Below are 18744 nucleotides of genomic sequence, written 5' to 3' on the forward strand. Positions count from 1 at the left end.
CGTGAGCGACAATTGATAGTATACATTGCTTGCCTATTAAAGTCAACAGGTTTTTTTCCTTTTTTTTTAAAATATTTCAAGTTGACTTTAAATTACTCGGTAAATCTTAAAATATCAGCTTTTATTGACTATTATCATTTAGCATTTTCTTTTATAATGTTCTCGATGTCTTGATGAGAAAAGTTATATTTTGTATTGCAGAAATGACACTGCAGTTCAGCACCCTTGCCATCATCAAGAATCTCAAGTAAGTCATTTTTACCAATACTGATTAGATTTCTCTCCATTCTTTCTCTCGAACAATTACACTTATAACTGCAAGGAACTGTTTCAACTATTTTGGGATCCATACCTTCTAAAAGCATATTCAAAATTTCTTCTGGCGTAGTTCCCTCAGATATGAGTTTTGAAATAGGAGGAAAGCCTATTAGTCGTTTTTCCAAAGTGTCAATAGTTTCTTCCTCTGCTCCGGGCATCATCTGTATTATAAATCCTCCTGCACTCGTTACTCCTGAAGAGTCTATTAACACGCCTAACGCTACCGTAGAAGGTACTTGTTCAGATGTTGCAAAGTAATATGTCAGGTCGTCGGCTATTTCCCCTGAAACAAGCTGTGAAAGGCCAACATAAGGCTCCTTAAGACCCATATCCTTTATAACGTTAATATAACCTTCCCCCATTGCAGTTCTTATATCAAGCTTACCACGTTCATTAAGGGGAAGATACACATTAGGATTATGCACATAACCTCTTACATTCGCCTTGGAATCAGATGCTACAACAATCCCTCCTAACGGCCCGTCTCCCTTTATCTGTATGGTGAGCTTGTCTTTTTCTCCTTTAAGCATTCTGGACATCATACCCGCCGCTGTCAGTGTTCTTCCTAAAGCGGCTGTTGCTATGGGGGACAGTCCGTGTATTTCTGAAGCTTGTCCAACCAATTCAGTAGTCTTAGCCGCAAAAGCTCTCACCGTTCCCTGAGCGGCAGTTACTCTTACTATATAATCACCCATATAACCTCCGTGCTCTGTAGCTAAACTCGTTACAGATTCAATAATATTTTTTAATGTGTAAACTTAAATGACCCATATATATTGAAAGCCCCGATATCTAAAATATCGGGGCGTTAATGGCTACTTCAGTATATAGTTAAAGCAAAATTATGCTCTCTGAACGTTTGCAGCCTGAGGACCCTTAGCTCCTTCAACAACGTCAAATACTACTTCTGAGCCTTCCTCAAGTGTTTTGTATCCATCCATGTTGATAGCTGAAAAATGAACAAATACGTCATTTCCGCCATCTCTTTCGATAAATCCAAATCCCTTTTCGGCGTTGAACCACTTAACTCTACCTTTTTCCATTAATAAATTCCTCCTGAATATAACTAAACTGAGCAACGAACGATGTCGCCACTTTTTCATAACATATAGAAGTTTAACACATAAGACTTAAACTGTCAAATTATATTTAACTTATAATATGCTATTTATAAATCTATTCATCCGATGAATTCGATTCAAGGTTATTTTTTCACCGTCATCAGCATTTATTCTTCTTCAGCACTGGAATGTCTTTCAAATTGATAACGTAAATTCCATCTGTTTTATGTAACCTTTTTATTTCCTGCAAACATAGAAATTTCTTTGGCTTGTGGGTGAAGGTTTTCTTAAAGTTAATTCTCCAAAGCGGGATACAAACTCCATGCCTGAATTTTTTATAAAATCCATTATTTCATCATGGGTGTAAGACTTTTCATAATGTGTCTCATCAAACCTTTCGTACAAACCTTCCTTCTTTACAAAAAAGGTAAGATCAAATCTTGCTTTTTTTGTCTTTGGGTTATAATTATTCTCCCATATATATGTAACCTCGTCGTCAATTTCATAAAAAAGATTGTCCGCAATTATATTTTCAAATTTGTACTGTGTATTTACATCAAAAATGAACAAACCTCCTGGATTGAGGTAATTCTTTATTAACTTAAACATTTTATTAATTTGTGAGGAATTAGTAATATAATTAAAGCTATCTAGAAGACATACAATTGCATCCACTGTTCCATAAAGCTCAAAGTTGCACATATTCTGATTTAAGAATAGTATATCCAATCCCTCTTTTTCAGCCTTTTCAGCTGCACAGTCCAACATGTCTGAGGACAAATCAAGGCATATCATATCGTAACCTCTGCGTGCCATTTCAACGCCAAAGCTGCCCGTACCGCATCCAAGTTCAAGTATCATAGAAACATTCAGATTATTCTTCTTAAATATACTTTCAACATAATCTGCCCATTTATTATAATCAATATCCAGAGTTAATTTGTCGTAAACATATGCAAAATTATTATAAATAATTAAACACACCTTTCTGATTTATGTTATTGAAATAGTATCATATAATACTCAAAATATACAAGAAAGCCAGCAAATTATGTCTGCTGACTTTCCTGAACCTGCATTTTTTTTCTTTTTGTAACCAATCCTCCAATGCGTCCTGTTTCTTTTGGAGTTAGACTTTTCCATCCGCCTTCCATGACTTTTTCTATCAAACCAAGTTCCCGAGCAATTTCATACTTTAATTTTTCATTATCATCCACTTTTTCTGCACCTCCTATTGGTATTATGTGGATAATAATAAATATTTATACCTATTTCGTGTTATTTTTGACTAATAACTTCAATGGCTTTCTGAAGCTGTAAATCATCTTCTCTTGGAATTGCAGCAACATCTGTATCTTTATACTTGTCGGGTAGTTTAACCTCAATATCAGGCTTTATACCCTCTCCCTGAATACAAACACCGGAAGGTGTATAATATCTTGCTATCGTCACCTTTAATCCCGTACCGTCCTTAAAAGAATATGTTGTTTGAACCAAACCTTTTCCAAAGGTTTTTGTTCCTATTAATGTTCCTTTTTTAAAGTCCTTTATAGCTCCAGCAAGAATTTCAGAGGCACTTGCACTGTTGCCGTTTGTTAGTACTGCAATTGGCATATTTAATTCTGTTGCATCTGATGTCTGCACATGTTTTTTACCGTTTTTATCCTTTGTAAATACTATATCCCCCTTAGGAAGCAGCCTATCCGCAAGTGACACTACTTCATCATATAACCCTCCCGGATTATCTCTGACATCTATTATTAACCCTTTAGCTCCCTGTTTTACCAAGGTGTTTAGCTGGCTTATAAAGTTCTTACTTATATTTTTATCAAACATTTTGAGCTTGATATATGCAATATTTCCATCGAGCATTTCGCTCCTTATATTTACCAAGGCCTTTATCTTTTTACGCATCACAGGAATATCTTTGGTACTGCTTTCGGATTCTCTTAATATTGTAAGGACTGTCTCCGTATTTTCAGGCCCCTTTATCATGTTGGCTATTAGTGTTTCATCCTTTATCCCCGTAATATCTTTTCCGTCAATTTTAAGTATTTTGTCCCCCTGCTTTATTCCTGCAGCTTTTGCAGGAGAATTATCATAAGGCTCCAGCACTGTTACTATTCCATTTTTATCTAGTATTATGGGCAGCCCCACACCTACGTACTCATTCTCCGTGTTATTCTGAAGACCTGTAAACCATTTCATTTGCTCCTTATTATAATATACGGTATACGGGTCATTCAATGAATCTGCCATGCCACTTATTGCACCTTCAACCAGCTTGTTTGTGTCTACATTTTCATAGTAAGACTTCTGCAGTATGCTCCTTGCTTCGTTAAATTTCTGTATTGTGGCCCTGTCTACACTATTTTTATTAAAAATAAGGGAGTAACTTCCATTAAAATACATTAATCCGCCGTACACCAAAATTGATATTGTAAAACATACTATTGCCGTCATTGTTATTACTGAAAACAAACGTTTTGATTCTTGGTCTTTCATATTGAGCATTAAGAACACCTCTTGTTGATTTTTTCTTAGTTATATTCTTCCAAATTTTCCGACTTTTAAGTATACAAAAACAGATATGTCTAAAATATAATATTAAACCCGCATTTATAATATGCGGGTTTGTCTGAATATATATTTTATTTATAGTAAGTAAGGGGGTCTGTTGTTTCTCCGCCTTTTCTGACTTCAAAGTGTAAATGAGGCCCGGTAGACAAGCCTGTACTTCCAACCTTTCCTACGGTATCACCTTTTTTCAATGTATCTCCCACTTGCACCAATATCTTGCTCTGGTGAGCATAAAGTGTTGCAAGTCCTCCACCATGGTCAATTATGACACAATTACCATAACCGCCGTTCCAACCTGCCATAATTACTTTTCCGCTATTTGCGGCAACAATTGTTGCACCCGATGGAGCATCTATATCTATACCTGTATGAAGCTTTCTGACTTTATATATAGGATGTATTCTATATCCATATGGAGATGAAATTCTAGTATACCCTGGGGTTGGCCAAGACAAGACTCCTCCCGCATACTTTGCTGTGGTACTACTGAGCTGAGTTATAGTTTTTGCCAGTTGCTTTGATAAGGCTATCATTTCATCTTCTTTTTTTTCAAGGTCTTTCAGTTTTGATTTTGAAGCCTCTATTTCAGATTGAACCTTTTTACTTGTGTTTTTTATATCAGCAACTTTATTTGTCAAAGTTTTTAACTGTTGATTTTTTTCCTCAAGTTCTCTAAGCTTATCCTGTTTTTGAAGTTCAGTACTCTCTCGTCCTGTAACTATTTCCTGTATAAGCTTGGTGTCATTTTCCTTTACCAGAGAAATTATCTCCAATCTGGAAAAAAACTCACTAAGGCTCTTTGATTCTACAAAAACTTCAAAGGGAGATTGATTCATATTCTGATACATAATTCTCATTCTAGTCTTAAAAAGCTCTGTTTTAGCCTTATAATCCTTCTCAATCTGCTCAATCTCTTTTGTAATACGTTCAATATCCGCCTTTACATCAGAAATCTCCTCTGCCTTTTTGTTCAAACTGTTTTGAGCCTTCTGTGCTTGGGAATCCAGATTTTCCTTGTCCTCTTTACCCTGCTCAATCTGATTTGATAATGCTTTCTTTTCACTAGCAATCTGATTAAGCTCACCTTTAACATTTTTCTGCTGTTCTTTTGCTTTATCCAAAGTGGTTGCGCCGGCAGGTATAATTACACATGAAAATATGTACAATATAACCATTAGCAAAGTTAACTGTTTTTTCATTTTACCCCCCCTATTTATCCTACGTATAAAATTTAGTTAAAATTTAATTATTTATACTAAACATGAAGGTGTTTGCGGATTGACATTATACTTCCGGATGCACCTATCAACGCACTAACCCCCACATAGAAGAAAACAAGTGTACTCCATATATACTTGTAATCCATTATTTCAAATCCATCACCCAATGCAGCAAGGTTGTTTGTTACTCTTGGCTGAGTAAATCCATAAAGATACGAAATAATTATAAACGCAAATAATGCCCCCGTTAACCCTATGAGTATTCCCTCAAATATAAACGGCCATCTAATAAACCAATCGGTAGCACCTATATATTTCATAATATTTATTTCCTTGCGCCTAGCAAATACTGTAAGCTTAATTGTGTTTGAAATTATAAACAGCGAAATAATTAATAATACTCCAATCAAAACAAGACTTACAATTCTCACCCATCTTGAAACAGTATCAATCAAATCTATAGTTTGCTGGGAATATTTTACATTCTCCATACCCGCCAAAGCACGAAGCTGGCTTGCTACAAGTTTACTGTTCTGAGGGTCTTTCACCTTTATTATAAATGATACGTTCATGGAACTTTCATCGTATCCTTCAAGTATATTAGCTCCACCCTCGTTTAACTTATCATTTGCAAGAAATTTTTTAAATTGCTCAAAAGCTTCTTTTTTAGTTACTATGGAATAGCTTTCAATATATTTGTTATTCTTTATCTCAGTCTCGATTCCAGCAATCTGCTGGTCTGTCAATGTAGGTAAACAATATGCCTGCATCTGAGGTTGGTCATACAATATATCAAGATTGTGATTCAGATTGACAAGTATCAGATAAAACCCGCCAAAAAGAATCAGAGCCGCACTTATTATACTGATTGAAGCTAATGACATAAGTTTGTTTCTATATGCATTTTTGAAACTCTCTTTAAGAATATATTTGAAACTCCGTATCTTCATCCACGTAAAGCCCTTTCTGCTGATCCCTTATTATCTTGCCTTTCTCAATGGCTATTACTCTTTTCTTCATGGCATCGACTATGCTTCTTTCGTGAGTAGCCACTACAACAGTAGTCCCTCTCTGATTTACCTCAGTCAAAAGCTTTACAATCTCCCATGAATTTTCAGGGTCAAGATTCCCTGTAGGTTCGTCCGCAATAAGCAGTGCAGGATTATTTACTAAAGACCTTGCAATAGCTACACGCTGCTGTTCTCCTCCCGATAACTGGTGAGGATACGCATTAGCCTTCCGGCTCAAACCAACAAGTGCAAGGGACATCGGTACCTGTCTACGTATTTCACGAGGAAGGCACTCTGTTATTTCCATTGCAAATGCAATATTTTCATATACAGTTTTATTTGGCAGAAGTCTGAAATCCTGAAACACCATACCTATACCTCGGCGCAAATATGGCACCTGTCTTGTATGCAATTTTGAGAGCTGGTACCCATTTACAATAACCTCGCCCTGAGTTACGGATTCTTCCTTCATTAAAAGTTTAAGTAAAGTAGATTTACCTGAACCACTGGAGCCGATGATAAAAGCAAAATCTCCCTTATTTATTTTAAGGTTAATTCCTTTTAACGCTACAGTACCGTTCGGGTATTTTTTATACACGTCAATAAATTCTACCACCTGCAATTAACTCCCTTATTTGGATTTTGTGACAGTGCCATACAGTATTGGTTAACCGTTAATATTAGCCAGATACTTTTTGACAAGTATTGCAACTTTAAATATAACTGCGTCATCAAAGCTGGTAAGCTCGAGACCTGTGAGTCTCTTTATTTTTTCCAGTCTGTACACAAGAGTATTTCTGTGAATATAGAGCTGCCTTGCAGTTTCGCTGACATTCAAATTATTCTCAAAGAATTTCTGTATTGTCAGCATTGTCTCATTGTCCAGAGAATCTGCGGAGTTGTCCTTGAAAACCTCCTCAAGAAAAAGCTGGCACAATGTAGTTGGAATATGATATATCAGACGCCCCATGCCCAAATTATTATAATCATATATATTTTTATCTCCAGTAAATATATTACCGATTATCATGGACATCTGTGCTTCTTTATATGATTTTGTAATATCTTTAAGGTTATCAATGATAGTACCTATTCCTATATAGGCTTTTACCATAAGTTCCGAATTAAGGGTATCTACAATCACTCTTGCAAGTTTATACACTTCCTTGTAGTCATCCTTATTCTTGACCTCTTTTACAAGAACTACGTTGTCATCGTCGATAACCACAACAAAATCCTTTCCTTTATTAGGAAAAAGACTTTCTATAACTTCATGGACATGAACATCCTTATCACTGGTGGCATTTATCAGGTATACAACTCTCATTGCATTATAATCAATATGAAGTTCTTTTGACTTTACAAGAATGTCACCAGGTAAAATATTTTCAACAACAATATTTTTGACAAAAGTATTTTTATCATACTTTTCATCATAGTAACTTTTAAGGTTAAGTATATTTAAAGTAAACAGTTCAAGAAATTTAGAATCCTGCGGGTCAGCCGCCTGTATAAAAGTAATAAACTCTATTTTATTCTTTAAAATAACCTTATTATATAGTTTCCCGTCGATAAGCGCTTGTTGGTCTTTTTCCAGTGCAAAAGAAGCAGCTTGCTGGTCTTGTTGTCCTATCATCTGAAAATTCGAATGGGCAATAACAACACCACTGTCGTCAGTTACCCCAACCTCTTTGCCCAGTATTTCACTATATTTATCAGACAGCGTCTGGAATAATTTTACAGACATTGTAACCTCCCTGCTTATAATGAGCATAGTAAATTGCCGTAAATGTATCACAATTAATTAGAATTATACACTATATCATTTTTTTTTACTAGAACGCATATTATAAATTTACTTTTAATGACCTTTAAATATCACTATATATTAATAATTGCAGGCTTATTCTTATTCTTAAACAAGCTTAGGCCAATAATCATTAAAAGGGGAAAAACTGCAGCAGCAAATATTCCCGTTTTTAAGCCTACCTGTTGAGGATTCAAACCATAAATCCCTCCAAACTCAACAAGTTTAGCTGATTTTTGAGAATAATCCGATATCAGCCCGGCAATCCAAGGCCCCACTGAACATCCTAAATCTCCAAAAATTGCAAGTATTCCAAACATTGCCGTACTTCCACCAGGGTATTTTTCGGAAGTAAGGCTGAAAATACCCGGCCACATAAGAGCTACAGATAAGCCACACAATGCGCAGCTAAGCAAAGATATAATCGGTATCTGTGCAAAAACAGCAATGTTATAGCAAATTAAGCACAATACGCTGCTTGCCAACAAGGCCTTTTTAAGATTAATCTTATGTCCATAAATACCATAGAGAATTCTCACCAATCCCATTAATATCGCAAACAAACAAGGCCCCAGCAAATCTCCCATAAATTTTGACACCTTTAGACCTTTTTGAGCAAACAAGGATGACCATTGAGACATTGCCAATTCAGAGGCACCTGCACACACCATAAGAATCATTGCAATTAAAAAGAGCCTTGACTTAAGTAAAATCTTTACCGGAATCCTTTCATGCTCAGGTATGGCAGGAACCATGGGTACACCCATAAATTTGAAAAAATTATACGCAGGAATAGTCGCCCACATTATTGGTAAGATATACCAACGCCCTTCCCCGGCTATCTTAATAAATAACGTAGATATTAATACTACAGCAACCTGTCCCCAACAGTAAAAAGAGTGAAGAAGGCTCATAGCAGAAGCCTTTGCATCACTGGGAATAGAGTCCACAATAGGACTAATCAAAACCTCAATCAAGCCCCCGCCTATTGCATACAGCACTACAGCCATAATCAGTCCCAAATATGGCCTTGACAATAGCCCCGGCAATGTACCCAGTCCTATCAGTCCTAAAACACAAAAGAAATGAGCTGCTACTGCCGATATTCTATACCCTATCTTATCCACAAACTTCACTGCCAAAGCATCTACAATAAGTTGTGTTCCAAAATTTATTAATATCAGCCTTCCTATCATTTCAAATGAAATACTATACTCATTCTGAAATATTATAAAAAGCAGCGGTGCAAGATTATTTACAATTGCTTGTGAAATGTACCCTAGATAGCATGCATGTAGAGTACTTTTATATGTTTTATCCATTTTTTGCTCCATTTAATTATTTGTTTTGATATACAAACTTAGTTTCAAATTGATTATAGCATCTCAATTAATAATATCGTATGTCTTCACGAATATAATTATTTAATATACATATATTTCTAAAGTTATCCCAAATCAGATAATATTGCAAATGTAAATAAGCCGGCATAGTGATAGAGACTGTTTCATTTTGGTAAGAACAGCTAAATTATAAAACCCAACAAATAAACAAGCCTGACACCTTTAAAGAGGCGTCAGGCAGTTATTTTTTATAAGTATATAAATTTATATTAGTTAATAATTGTACGCTCAGTTTCCTTATCAAAGATATGAACCTTGTTAGCGTCTATAGCAACCTTAATAACATCTCCAGCCTGAGTCTTTGTTCTAGCATTAACTCTTGCAGTAACAGTTCCAGTTGCACCTTCAATTATCATATAGAGATAAGTTTCAGCACCCAACATTTCAACCAAATCAACTTTAGCTTCTACTATACTGTCTGGCATTGATTCAATAAACATTGCCTCGTCATGGATATGTTCTGGTCTAACACCAACAACAACTTCCTTGCCGATGTAATCAGTTCCTTCCAATTTCTTAGCCTTACCTTCAGGAATCTTAATATCATTCTTACCGAATACGAGATGTAAGTCATTTCCTCTCTTAGTAAGAACAGCATTCAAGAAGTTCATTTGAGGGCTTCCTATGAAACCTCCAACGAAAATGTTACATGGTCTGTCATACAGAGCTGTTGGAGTATCAACCTGTTGGATGTATCCATCCTTCATAACAACGATTCTTGTACCCATTGTCATAGCTTCTGTCTGGTCATGTGTTACATATATAAATGTTGTGTTAAGTCTGTTGTGAAGTCTTCCTATCTCAGTTCTCATCTGAACTCTGAGTTTAGCATCCAAGTTTGAGAGAGGTTCGTCCATTAAGAATACTTTAGGTTCACGAACGATAGCACGTCCTAACGCAACTCTCTGTCTCTGACCGCCTGATAAAGCCTTTGGCTTTCTGTCAAGCAAATGCTCGATATCGAGGATTTTTGCTGCTTCCTGAACACGCTTCTTTATTTCTTCCTTTGGGGTCTTTCTCAATTTTAAACCAAATGCCATGTTATCAAATACTGTCATGTGAGGATACAATGCATAGTTCTGGAAAACCATCGCTATATCTCTATCCTTTGGAGCAACATCATTTACTAATTTATCTCCAATGTACAATTCACCTTCTGAAATTTCTTCCAGACCAGCTATCATTCTAAGTGTAGTAGTTTTACCACATCCTGAAGGACCAACCAAAACAAGGAATTCATTGTGTTCGATATCAAGATTAAAATCGTTAACAGCAGTAACCCCACCTGCATATCTTTTGTAAATATTCTTTAGCTTTAGACTAGCCATTTTTATACCTCCCTGAAACATCCTTATAAATTTAAATTATCAACGTATCACGATTTATATATATTATGATACACTGCCGGCCTATCACAAACCATATTGTTTTTTACCAAAATTAATTTTTTGCTTTTAGTACTTTTGTATAGTAATGAAAAAATAATTCTGATATTGCATAAAATTTGCATAAATAAAATAAAAGTCCCCTGTTATATTGAATTTTTATACATCGCATTGTATAATTATAAAATAATATTCATTTTATGCATAAATTTTCAATAGCCGAATTTTATTGAGAATATATCTATCTGCTATGTATTATATAGAAAGGATTGAATCCATATGAAATATAAAATTTATGTAGACGGAAGTGAAGGTACTACAGGATTAAAGATAAATGAAAGATTAGAAAAAAGAGATGACATTGAAATATTAAAAATAGACCCTGAAAAACGTAAAGATATTAATGAAAGAAAAAAATACATAAATAATGCTGATATCGTTTTTCTCTGTTTGCCGGATTCAGCAGCAAAGGAAGCAGTCGCACTTACAGAAAATCCTTCTACTAAAATTATTGATGCAAGTACTGCTCACAGGGTTGACAACAACTGGGCTTACGGCTTCCCTGAATTAAGCAGTAAACACCGTGAAAAAATTCAAAATTCTAAAAGAGTTGCTGTTCCGGGCTGTTACGCAACAGGATTTATCAGTATAGTGCATCCTCTTGTTTCAGGTAATATTCTTCCAAAAGATTATCCTGTAACTTGCCATGCTCTTTCCGGATACAGCGGCGGAGGCAAGAAACTCATTGCACAGTATGAGTCTTCTGAAGGACACAAATTTGAGAGTCCCCAGCTTTATGCCTTGGGCTTGTCACACAAACATATTCCTGAAATGACTGTTATTAGCGGACTTAAATACCAGCCTATTTTTTCTCCCATAGTATGTTCTTATTACAAGGGTATGTCGGTATGCATTCCTTTATATAGAAGACTTCTTCCTGATAATCCTTCTGTTGAAAAGATTCATGAATTCATTTCCGACTATTATGGTAATGAAAAGTTTATAAAAGTCATGCCACTAGGTATGGAAAAGGAGTTTCCCAACAGTTTTCTTGGTGCTACCCGCGTCAATGATACAAACAACCTTGAAATCTATGTTACGGGAAATGAAGATCAAATCATGCTTGTAGCTGTTCTGGATAATCTAGGTAAGGGTTCTTCCGGTGCTGCCATACAAAATATGAATATAATGTTGGGATTCGACGAGGATACCGGACTTTAATAAAATTTTAAATTATCTGAGCCATATTTCAGATTTAATGGAGGCCAATTTTATGAATTACGATAATTTGATTAAGAAAGCAGAAATATTAATTGAAGCACTTCCTTACATACAAAAACTATATGGTAAAACCGTTGTAATAAAATACGGCGGTAACGCAATGATTAATGATGAACTTAAAAATTCAGTAATGGAAGATATTACTCTTTTAAAATATATAGGAATGAACCCAGTGCTGGTACACGGCGGCGGTCCTGACATAAATAAAGCCTTGCAGAACTATAACGTAAAGAGTGAGTTTGTAAACGGTTTAAGAGTAACAGACGCCCAGACTATAGAAGTTGCTCAAATGGTTCTTGTTGGAAAAACCAACAAGCAAATTGTATCAATGCTCAATCACAAGGGCGGGAAAGCCATAGGCTTGTGTGGTATTGATGGAAAGCTCATTGAATGTGAACAGTATAAAACAGAAATAGACGGAGAACTAAAAGACATAGGATATGTCGGTACAATTACTAAAATTAACTCAAAGGTTCTGGAGCTTATTTCAAAAGATGAATATATACCGGTTGTAGCTCCAATAGGAGTAGGTCCTGACGGTGAGAGTTACAATATTAACGCAGATACTGTAGCGGGCGAGATTGCGGCTGCATTGAAAGCAGAAAAGCTCATGCTTCTTACAGATGTAGAGGGTGTTAAGCCTTCAAAGGAAAGCGAATCAATAATTCCTGCTCTTACTATCGACGAGGTTTATGACCTTATTGATAAAAAAGTAATTGCCGGCGGTATGATTCCAAAAGTTTTAGGTTGTGTTGACGCTCTTGAAAAAGGCGTTGGAAGAACACACATAATTGATGGACGTATTCCTCACTGTATCCTTCTTGAAATATTCACTTACAAGGGAATTGGTACAATGATTATGAAGGATAAGAAGCTTTATCACGAAAACGAGGCTTTGTATTAATATTAATTAATATAACCCCACCTAAAGTAATTTTTTAAATATTTCTACACTTCCTGTACTGACTAGCATAGGAAGTGTTTTGATTTTTAAGGAAAAACACATACATAAACTGGTTGCATTTTTATGCATATCAATGTATAATTATAAATTATAAATAACCCATTGATACATTATCAGCACAAAGGAGTGATTGCCATGGATTTTGAAAAAATTCAGGAATATGATGATAAATATTACATGAATACTTTTGGTAAAAGAATACCTGTTGCTTTTAAAAAGGGTAAGGGTATACATTTATGGAGTACAGAAGGAGAAAAGTACACAGACTTTTTCTCAGGGATTGCTGTTAATTCCATAGGTTACAGTCATCCGATTTTTACCGAAATGGTTACTGAGCAGTTAAGCAATCTTGTACACTGTTCAAATCTTTACTACATAGAGCCACAGGCTCAGCTTGCTAAAGAGCTGGTAGAAAACTCCTGTGCAGATAAAATATTTTTCGCCAACAGCGGTGCTGAAGCAAATGAAGGTGCTATAAAGTTGGCAAGACTTTATTTCAAAAAACAGGGTTTGTCAGAAAAATATGAAATTATAACCCTTCAAAAGTCTTTCCATGGAAGAACTATTACAACTCTTAGTGCTACAGGTCAGGATAAATATGCAAAGCCCTTTGAGCCTCTTACACAAGGCTTTAAGAAGGTTCCTCAAAACGATATAGCTGCTTTGGAAGCTGCCATTACTGAAAACACATGTGCAATTATGTTGGAGCCAATTCAAGGAGAAAGCGGAGTTTATCCATGTGACTATGAATATATGAAAAAAGTCAGGAAATTGTGTAATGACAAAAAACTGCTGCTTATATTCGATGAAGTTCAGACTGGTATAGGAAGAACTGGTAAACTCTTCGGATATCAAAATTTTGACGTTGAGCCAGATATATTTACTCTTGCAAAGGCTTTGGGAGGAGGAATTCCTATAGCTGCGGTGTGTGCCAAAGAATCAGTTGCAGAGGCCTTTGCCCCCGGCGACCACGGTTCAACTTTTGGAGGAAATCCTTTAGCGTGTACAGCAGGTCTTGCAGTTTTGAAAATAATGAAGGAGGAAAACCTTCCTGAAAATGCTGAGAAAATCGGCAGTTACATTAAGAATGAACTGGAAAGAATGTCATCTGGTACCTACCCCATAATTTCTGAAGTGAGAGCGGCAGGCCTTATGATTGGTATAGAGCTTAACAAGCCTATAGCTCCTGACGTCAAAAACAAAATGTTTGAAAAGAAATACCTTATTGCCAATATAGGCCAGAATATTTTGAGAATCCTTCCACCTCTTATTATTACCCAGAAGGACGCAGATGATTTTATTTCAACATTAAAAGAATCATTGGAAGAATTAAATTAATCAAATTAGCGAGTCTATGTCAGGCTCACGGAGGTTTATATAAATGAAAGCAGTTTTATTACTTGAAGATGGCACATATTTCTCAGGAGAAGGTTTTGGAAAAAGCGGAGAAACAGCCGGAGAAATTGTTTTTAATACTAGTATGACAGGGTATCAGGAAATAACCACTGACCCTTCCTATAACGGACAAATTGTAACCATGACATATCCCCTCATAGGAAACTATGGTTTCAATTCTATAGATAATGAATCCTACAAGCCTCATGTTCAGGGATTTATAGTTAAGGAGCTTTGTTCCACTCCTAGCAATTGGAGAAATGATATGGATCCGGATCAATACTTTGCAAAACATAACATTGTAGGCATTAAGAGTATTGACACCAGAGCGTTGACCCAGCATATCCGTAAACATGGCAGTATGTATGGAATCATATCAACTGAATGCGGGAATCTGGATACTTTACGAAAAAGTCTTGAAACCTATAAAAGTATCCCAAGGAATCTGGTAATGGAGGTTACATCAAAAACTCCCACTCACATTTCTGGTCCGGGTAAGAAAGTGGTCCTACTGGATTTTGGTGTAAAAAGCAACATAATACGTTCTCTTGAAAGCAGAGGCTGCGATATACACATCCTCCCAGCTTTTAGCACCTTTGATGAGATTATGGAATTGAATCCTGACGGTATTCTTCTTTCCAACGGTCCCGGCGACCCAAGAGATTTGACTGTTGCTAAAAAAACAGTTCAGAAGCTTCTGGGAATAAAGCCAATCATGGGAATTTGCCTTGGTCATCAACTTTTGGGGCTCTCATTGGGATGCAATGTTAAGAAACTCAAGTTCGGCCACCACGGCGGCAACCATCCTGTTAAGGATTACATTACAGGAAGATGTTATATAACTTCTCAAAATCACAATTATGCAATAGACAGCAGTTCCAACGATGATATCGTAATAACACACAGAAATGTAAATGACGATACAATTGAAGGCTTCAGACACAAAACCCTTCCATTGATAAGCGTACAGTATCATCCTGAAGCTGCACCGGGTCCGCAGGATTCCGCATATATTTTTGATGACTTTGTAAAAATGCTATAGTTTATAATTTTATTACCGCATTGCGGCTCATGGAGGCGAATGGTATGCCAAGGAATATAAATATAAAAAAAGTTTTGGTAATAGGTTCAGGGCCTATCGTAATAGGTCAGGCTGCAGAGTTTGACTATTCCGGCACTCAAGCCTGCAAGTCCTTACGGGAAGAAGGTATTGAGGTTGTTCTGATTAACAGTAATCCTGCCACAATTATGACAGATACCCAATCAGCAGATAAGGTATATATTGAACCCATTACTCTTGAATTTGTTAAGAAAATCATATACAAAGAAAAGCCAGATGGAATTCTTGCTTCACTTGGGGGGCAAACAGGCCTTAACATGGCTGTTGAACTAGCTGAAGACGGAATTCTTGATGAGCTTAATATAGAACTTCTGGGAACTTCCCTCTCCTCTATAAAAAAGGCAGAGGACAGAGAGCTTTTCAAGGAAACAATGCAAGAAATCGGTGAAAAGGTTGCACCAAGTAAAATTGTAACAAACATGCAGGATGCTATCGACTTTGCAAAAGAAATCGGGTTCCCAATTATTATCAGACCTGCTTACACACTCGGAGGTTCCGGAGGCGGAATTGCAAATAATATGGAAGAATTCAAATATATTTGCGGAAAAGGCCTCAAGCTCAGTATGATTAGTCAGGTTCTTCTGGAGCAAAGCGTTGCAGGCTGGAAGGAAATAGAATACGAAGTAATGCGAGATAGCAATGACAACTGCATTATCATATGTAATATGGAAAATTTTGACCCGGTTGGAGTACATACCGGAGACAGTATAGTTGTTGCTCCCAGCCAGACATTATCTGATGTTGAATATCAGATGCTAAGAACCTCTTCCATTAAGATAATAAGGGCGTTGGATATAAAGGGTGGCTGTAATATACAGTTTGCTTTAAATCCCAATAGCTTTGAATATGTTGTTATCGAAGTGAATCCAAGAGTCAGCCGTTCAAGTGCATTGGCTTCAAAAGCCACTGGATATCCTATTGCAAGAGTTACTGCAAAAATAGCTATAGGAATGACTCTTGACGAAATAAAGAACTCAGTTACAAAAACCACCAGTGCGTGCTTTGAGCCATCTTTGGACTATGTTGTGACAAAAGTTCCCCGCTGGCCCTTTGATAAGTTCGCCAACGCTGATAGAAGTCTTGGAACCCAGATGAAGGCTACAGGCGAGGTTATGGCCATTGGACGTACCTTTGAGGAATCATTGCTCAAAGCAATTGACTCTCTGGATATAAAATTTAATTATCAGTTAGGTCTCAGTCTCTTTGACAACATGAGTCGAGAAGACCTTGTTGAGTATATAAAGCACCCAAGTGACCAGAGAATATTTGCAATTTGCAAAGCAATACAAAAAGGTGTTTCAGCAGGTGAGATAGTAAGAATTACAAAAATTGATGACTTCTTTATTAGAAAGTTAAAAAAGATTGTAAGACTTGGTGAAGAAATAACAAATGCAGGTATTGCATGGCTTGATTATGATTTGTATGCAAAGGCAAAGAAAATAGGGTTTGCAGATTCCTATATAGCCAATCTTGCCAACGTACCTCTTGAAAAGATACTTGAATTGAGACAAAAGTATCCTATCAACCCTGTTTACAAGATTGTTGATACCTGTGCGGGTGAATTCGAAGCCGCTACTCCGTACTATTATTCAACCTACGAGGAAAAAGACGATGTGGAAGTTACCACAGGAGATAAGGTTCTTGTTATAGGTTCAGGTCCCATAAGAATCGGTCAGGGTATAGAATTCGACTATTGTAGTGTACATTCCGTTGAAACCCTTAAAGAAATGGGAATTGAATCAATTATTATAAACAACAATCCAGAAACTGTAAGTACGGACTTTGATACCTCCGACAAGCTGTATTTTGAACCACTTACAAAAGAATGTGTTCTGGACATTATTGAAAAAGAAAAACCACTGGGGGTTATTGTTCAATTTGGCGGTCAGACCGCAATAAATCTGGCTGAAACCCTACATCATGAAGGTGTTAATATTCTTGGGACATCAGTTCACAGTATAGACGTAGCAGAGGACAGGGATAAATTCTTAAAGCTTTTAGAATCTTTAGATATTCCTATTCCGGAAGGTAATACAGCTTATTCCTTCCAGCACGCTAAAGAAATTGCTAATAAAATCGGTTATCCCGTTCTGGTAAGGCCATCCTATGTACTTGGGGGCCGTGCCATGGAAATTGTATATAACGACAAAACTCTCGAAGAATATATTACTATGGCTTCAGAAATTTCCACTGAACATCCTATATTAATCGACAAATATGTAGTCGGTAAAGAAATGGAGGTTGATGGAATATGTGATGGAAATGAGGTTCTAATTCCTGGAATCATGGAACACATAGAACGTGCGGGAGTTCACTCCGGAGACAGTATTGCCGTTTATCCTCCGAGAAATCTTTCTCAAAAGGTAAAAAATACCATCGAGGACTATACCATCCGTCTTGCCAAGGCTCTGCAAATAAAAGGGTTGTTTAATATACAATTTGTTATGGATAGTAATGAAAAAGTTTATGTAATTGAGGTTAATCCTCGTGCCAGCAGAACTGTCCCCATTATGAGCAAGATAACGGGAATTCCTATGGTAGGTGTAGCCACTAAGTTGATTATGGGCAAAACCCTTAAAGAATTGGGTTATAAAAATGGCCTTGCCAAAGAATCCGATTTTTACGCAGTAAAAGCGCCAGTGTTTTCTTTCGCAAAGCTGACTACAGTGGATACATTCCTTGGCCCTGAAATGAAATCTACAGGCGAGGTTATGGGTGTTGACAGAGACTATTATAATGCATTGTACAAGGCTGTCGCTGCTTCCGGTACTAAGATACCATCCGGCGGAAATGTACTATTATCAGTTGCTGACAGAGATAAGGTCGAATGCAGAGATATCGCTAATAAGTTACTAGAACTTGGATTTAAACTTTTGGCTACAAAAGGTACTTATGAAGCATTAAATTATGCAAACCTTCCTGTTAAATATGTTGATGATGAAAAAGTTCTTGATTTGATTAAGGAAGATACTATTACACTGGTAATTAATACTCCTACAAGAGGCAAAATACCTGAGCGAAAAGGTTTTATACTAAGAAGAACCGCAATGGAATACAATATTCCATGCATAACTTCTCTGGATACAACCAATGCAGTTTTAAGTATTCTGGAGCGTCTCATAGCGGACAATAAAGCGGACGTTTATGCCCTTGATGAATATTCGGTATATAGAGGATAAAATCTTTTTATGGAGGTAATA

At 36.4% G+C, this 18744-nt stretch carries 16 protein-coding genes; 5 read left to right on the plus strand and 11 right to left on the minus strand.

All coding sequences use genetic code 11. The annotated features are described in order from the left end of the window. Positions 1-134: 134 nt before the first annotated feature. From hslO to K412_RS0106195, 11 genes are all read right to left on the minus strand, one after another. Entirely contained in the window at positions 135-1013 is an 879-nt protein-coding gene (hslO, locus tag K412_RS0106145; protein WP_024832281.1) for an Hsp33 family molecular chaperone HslO, read from the minus strand. Positions 1014-1160: 147 nt separating this feature from the next. Beyond that, entirely contained in the window at positions 1161-1361 is a 201-nt protein-coding gene (locus K412_RS0106150) for a cold-shock protein (RefSeq protein WP_004621488.1), read from the minus strand. Positions 1362-1616: 255 nt separating this feature from the next. Continuing rightward, a complete protein-coding gene (locus K412_RS0106155; protein ID WP_024832282.1) occupies positions 1617-2363 on the minus strand; it encodes a class I SAM-dependent DNA methyltransferase in 747 nt (248 codons plus the stop codon). Between the two features lie 65 nt (positions 2364-2428). After that, positions 2429-2596 (minus strand): alpha/beta-type small acid-soluble spore protein, encoded by a 168-nt coding sequence (locus K412_RS0106160; protein ID WP_024832283.1) that lies wholly within the window; start codon positions 2594-2596, stop codon positions 2429-2431. Positions 2597-2657: 61 nt separating this feature from the next. Then, on the minus strand, positions 2658-3893 hold the full coding sequence (locus tag K412_RS0106165; protein WP_024832284.1) for a S41 family peptidase: 1236 nt from the start codon (positions 3891-3893) through the stop codon (positions 2658-2660). 137 nt (positions 3894-4030) lie between these two features. Continuing rightward, the gene (locus K412_RS0106170; protein ID WP_024832285.1) at positions 4031-5158 is read right to left on the minus strand and encodes a murein hydrolase activator EnvC family protein; all 1128 of its coding nucleotides are present in this window, start codon (positions 5156-5158) and stop codon (positions 4031-4033) included. Between the two features lie 56 nt (positions 5159-5214). After that, complete coding sequence (gene ftsX / locus K412_RS0106175; protein WP_024832286.1) at positions 5215-6129, minus strand: permease-like cell division protein FtsX; 915 nt, start codon at positions 6127-6129, stop codon at positions 5215-5217. Then, positions 6098-6805, minus strand: a complete 708-nt coding sequence (ftsE, locus tag K412_RS0106180; RefSeq protein ID WP_024832287.1) for a cell division ATP-binding protein FtsE — start codon at positions 6803-6805, stop codon at positions 6098-6100. The genes ftsX and ftsE overlap by 32 nt, the downstream gene beginning before the upstream one ends. Positions 6806-6856: 51 nt before the next feature. Continuing rightward, positions 6857-7936, minus strand: a complete 1080-nt coding sequence (locus K412_RS0106185; RefSeq protein WP_024832288.1) for a PucR family transcriptional regulator — start codon at positions 7934-7936, stop codon at positions 6857-6859. Between the two features lie 134 nt (positions 7937-8070). Beyond that, positions 8071-9318: an MFS transporter gene (locus tag K412_RS0106190; RefSeq protein ID WP_024832289.1), complete on the minus strand. Its 1248-nt coding sequence runs from the start codon at positions 9316-9318 to the stop codon at positions 8071-8073. Positions 9319-9608: 290 nt separating this feature from the next. Continuing rightward, entirely contained in the window at positions 9609-10727 is a 1119-nt protein-coding gene (locus tag K412_RS0106195; RefSeq protein WP_024832290.1) for an ABC transporter ATP-binding protein, read from the minus strand. Positions 10728-11063: 336 nt separating this feature from the next. Here K412_RS0106195 and argC point away from each other — a divergent pair, with 336 nt between their 5' ends. From argC to carB, 5 genes are all read left to right on the plus strand, one after another. Then, positions 11064-12005 (plus strand): N-acetyl-gamma-glutamyl-phosphate reductase, encoded by a 942-nt coding sequence (gene argC, locus K412_RS0106200; RefSeq protein WP_024832291.1) that lies wholly within the window; start codon positions 11064-11066, stop codon positions 12003-12005. A 52-nt stretch (positions 12006-12057) separates the two neighbouring features. Beyond that, positions 12058-12969, plus strand: a complete 912-nt coding sequence (gene argB / locus K412_RS0106205; protein ID WP_024832292.1) for an acetylglutamate kinase — start codon at positions 12058-12060, stop codon at positions 12967-12969. A gap of 195 nt (positions 12970-13164) precedes the next feature. Continuing rightward, complete coding sequence (locus tag K412_RS0106210; protein ID WP_024832293.1) at positions 13165-14367, plus strand: aspartate aminotransferase family protein; 1203 nt, start codon at positions 13165-13167, stop codon at positions 14365-14367. A 43-nt stretch (positions 14368-14410) separates the two neighbouring features. Then, the gene (carA, locus tag K412_RS0106215; RefSeq protein WP_024832294.1) at positions 14411-15466 is read left to right on the plus strand and encodes a glutamine-hydrolyzing carbamoyl-phosphate synthase small subunit; all 1056 of its coding nucleotides are present in this window, start codon (positions 14411-14413) and stop codon (positions 15464-15466) included. Between the two features lie 44 nt (positions 15467-15510). Next, entirely contained in the window at positions 15511-18723 is a 3213-nt protein-coding gene (gene carB, locus K412_RS0106220; RefSeq protein WP_024832295.1) for a carbamoyl-phosphate synthase (glutamine-hydrolyzing) large subunit, read from the plus strand. The last annotated feature ends 21 nt before the right edge of the window (positions 18724-18744 follow it).

The organism is Ruminiclostridium josui JCM 17888 (assembly GCF_000526495.1).
GTDB classification, from domain to species: Bacteria; Bacillota; Clostridia; order Acetivibrionales; family DSM-1351; genus Ruminiclostridium; species Ruminiclostridium josui.

Excerpts from the sequence above, each read along its gene's own strand:
- hslO (WP_024832281.1), bottom strand. The coding sequence starts at position 1,013 with ATGGGTGATTATATAGTAAGAGTAACTGCCGCTCAGGGAACGGTGAGA.
- K412_RS0106150 (WP_004621488.1), bottom strand. The coding sequence starts at position 1,361 with ATGGAAAAAGGTAGAGTTAAGTGGTTCAACGCCGAAAAGGGATTTGGA.
- K412_RS0106165 (WP_024832284.1), bottom strand. The coding sequence starts at position 3,893 with ATGCTCAATATGAAAGACCAAGAATCAAAACGTTTGTTTTCAGTAATA.
- K412_RS0106170 (WP_024832285.1), bottom strand. The coding sequence starts at position 5,158 with ATGAAAAAACAGTTAACTTTGCTAATGGTTATATTGTACATATTTTCA.
- ftsX (WP_024832286.1), bottom strand. The coding sequence starts at position 6,129 with ATGAAGATACGGAGTTTCAAATATATTCTTAAAGAGAGTTTCAAAAAT.
- K412_RS0106185 (WP_024832288.1), bottom strand. The coding sequence starts at position 7,936 with ATGTCTGTAAAATTATTCCAGACGCTGTCTGATAAATATAGTGAAATA.
- K412_RS0106190 (WP_024832289.1), bottom strand. The coding sequence starts at position 9,318 with ATGGATAAAACATATAAAAGTACTCTACATGCATGCTATCTAGGGTAC.
- K412_RS0106195 (WP_024832290.1), bottom strand. The coding sequence starts at position 10,727 with ATGGCTAGTCTAAAGCTAAAGAATATTTACAAAAGATATGCAGGTGGG.
- argC (WP_024832291.1), top strand. The coding sequence starts at position 11,064 with ATGAAATATAAAATTTATGTAGACGGAAGTGAAGGTACTACAGGATTA.
- argB (WP_024832292.1), top strand. The coding sequence starts at position 12,058 with ATGAATTACGATAATTTGATTAAGAAAGCAGAAATATTAATTGAAGCA.
- K412_RS0106210 (WP_024832293.1), top strand. The coding sequence starts at position 13,165 with ATGGATTTTGAAAAAATTCAGGAATATGATGATAAATATTACATGAAT.
- carA (WP_024832294.1), top strand. The coding sequence starts at position 14,411 with ATGAAAGCAGTTTTATTACTTGAAGATGGCACATATTTCTCAGGAGAA.
- carB (WP_024832295.1), top strand. The coding sequence starts at position 15,511 with ATGCCAAGGAATATAAATATAAAAAAAGTTTTGGTAATAGGTTCAGGG.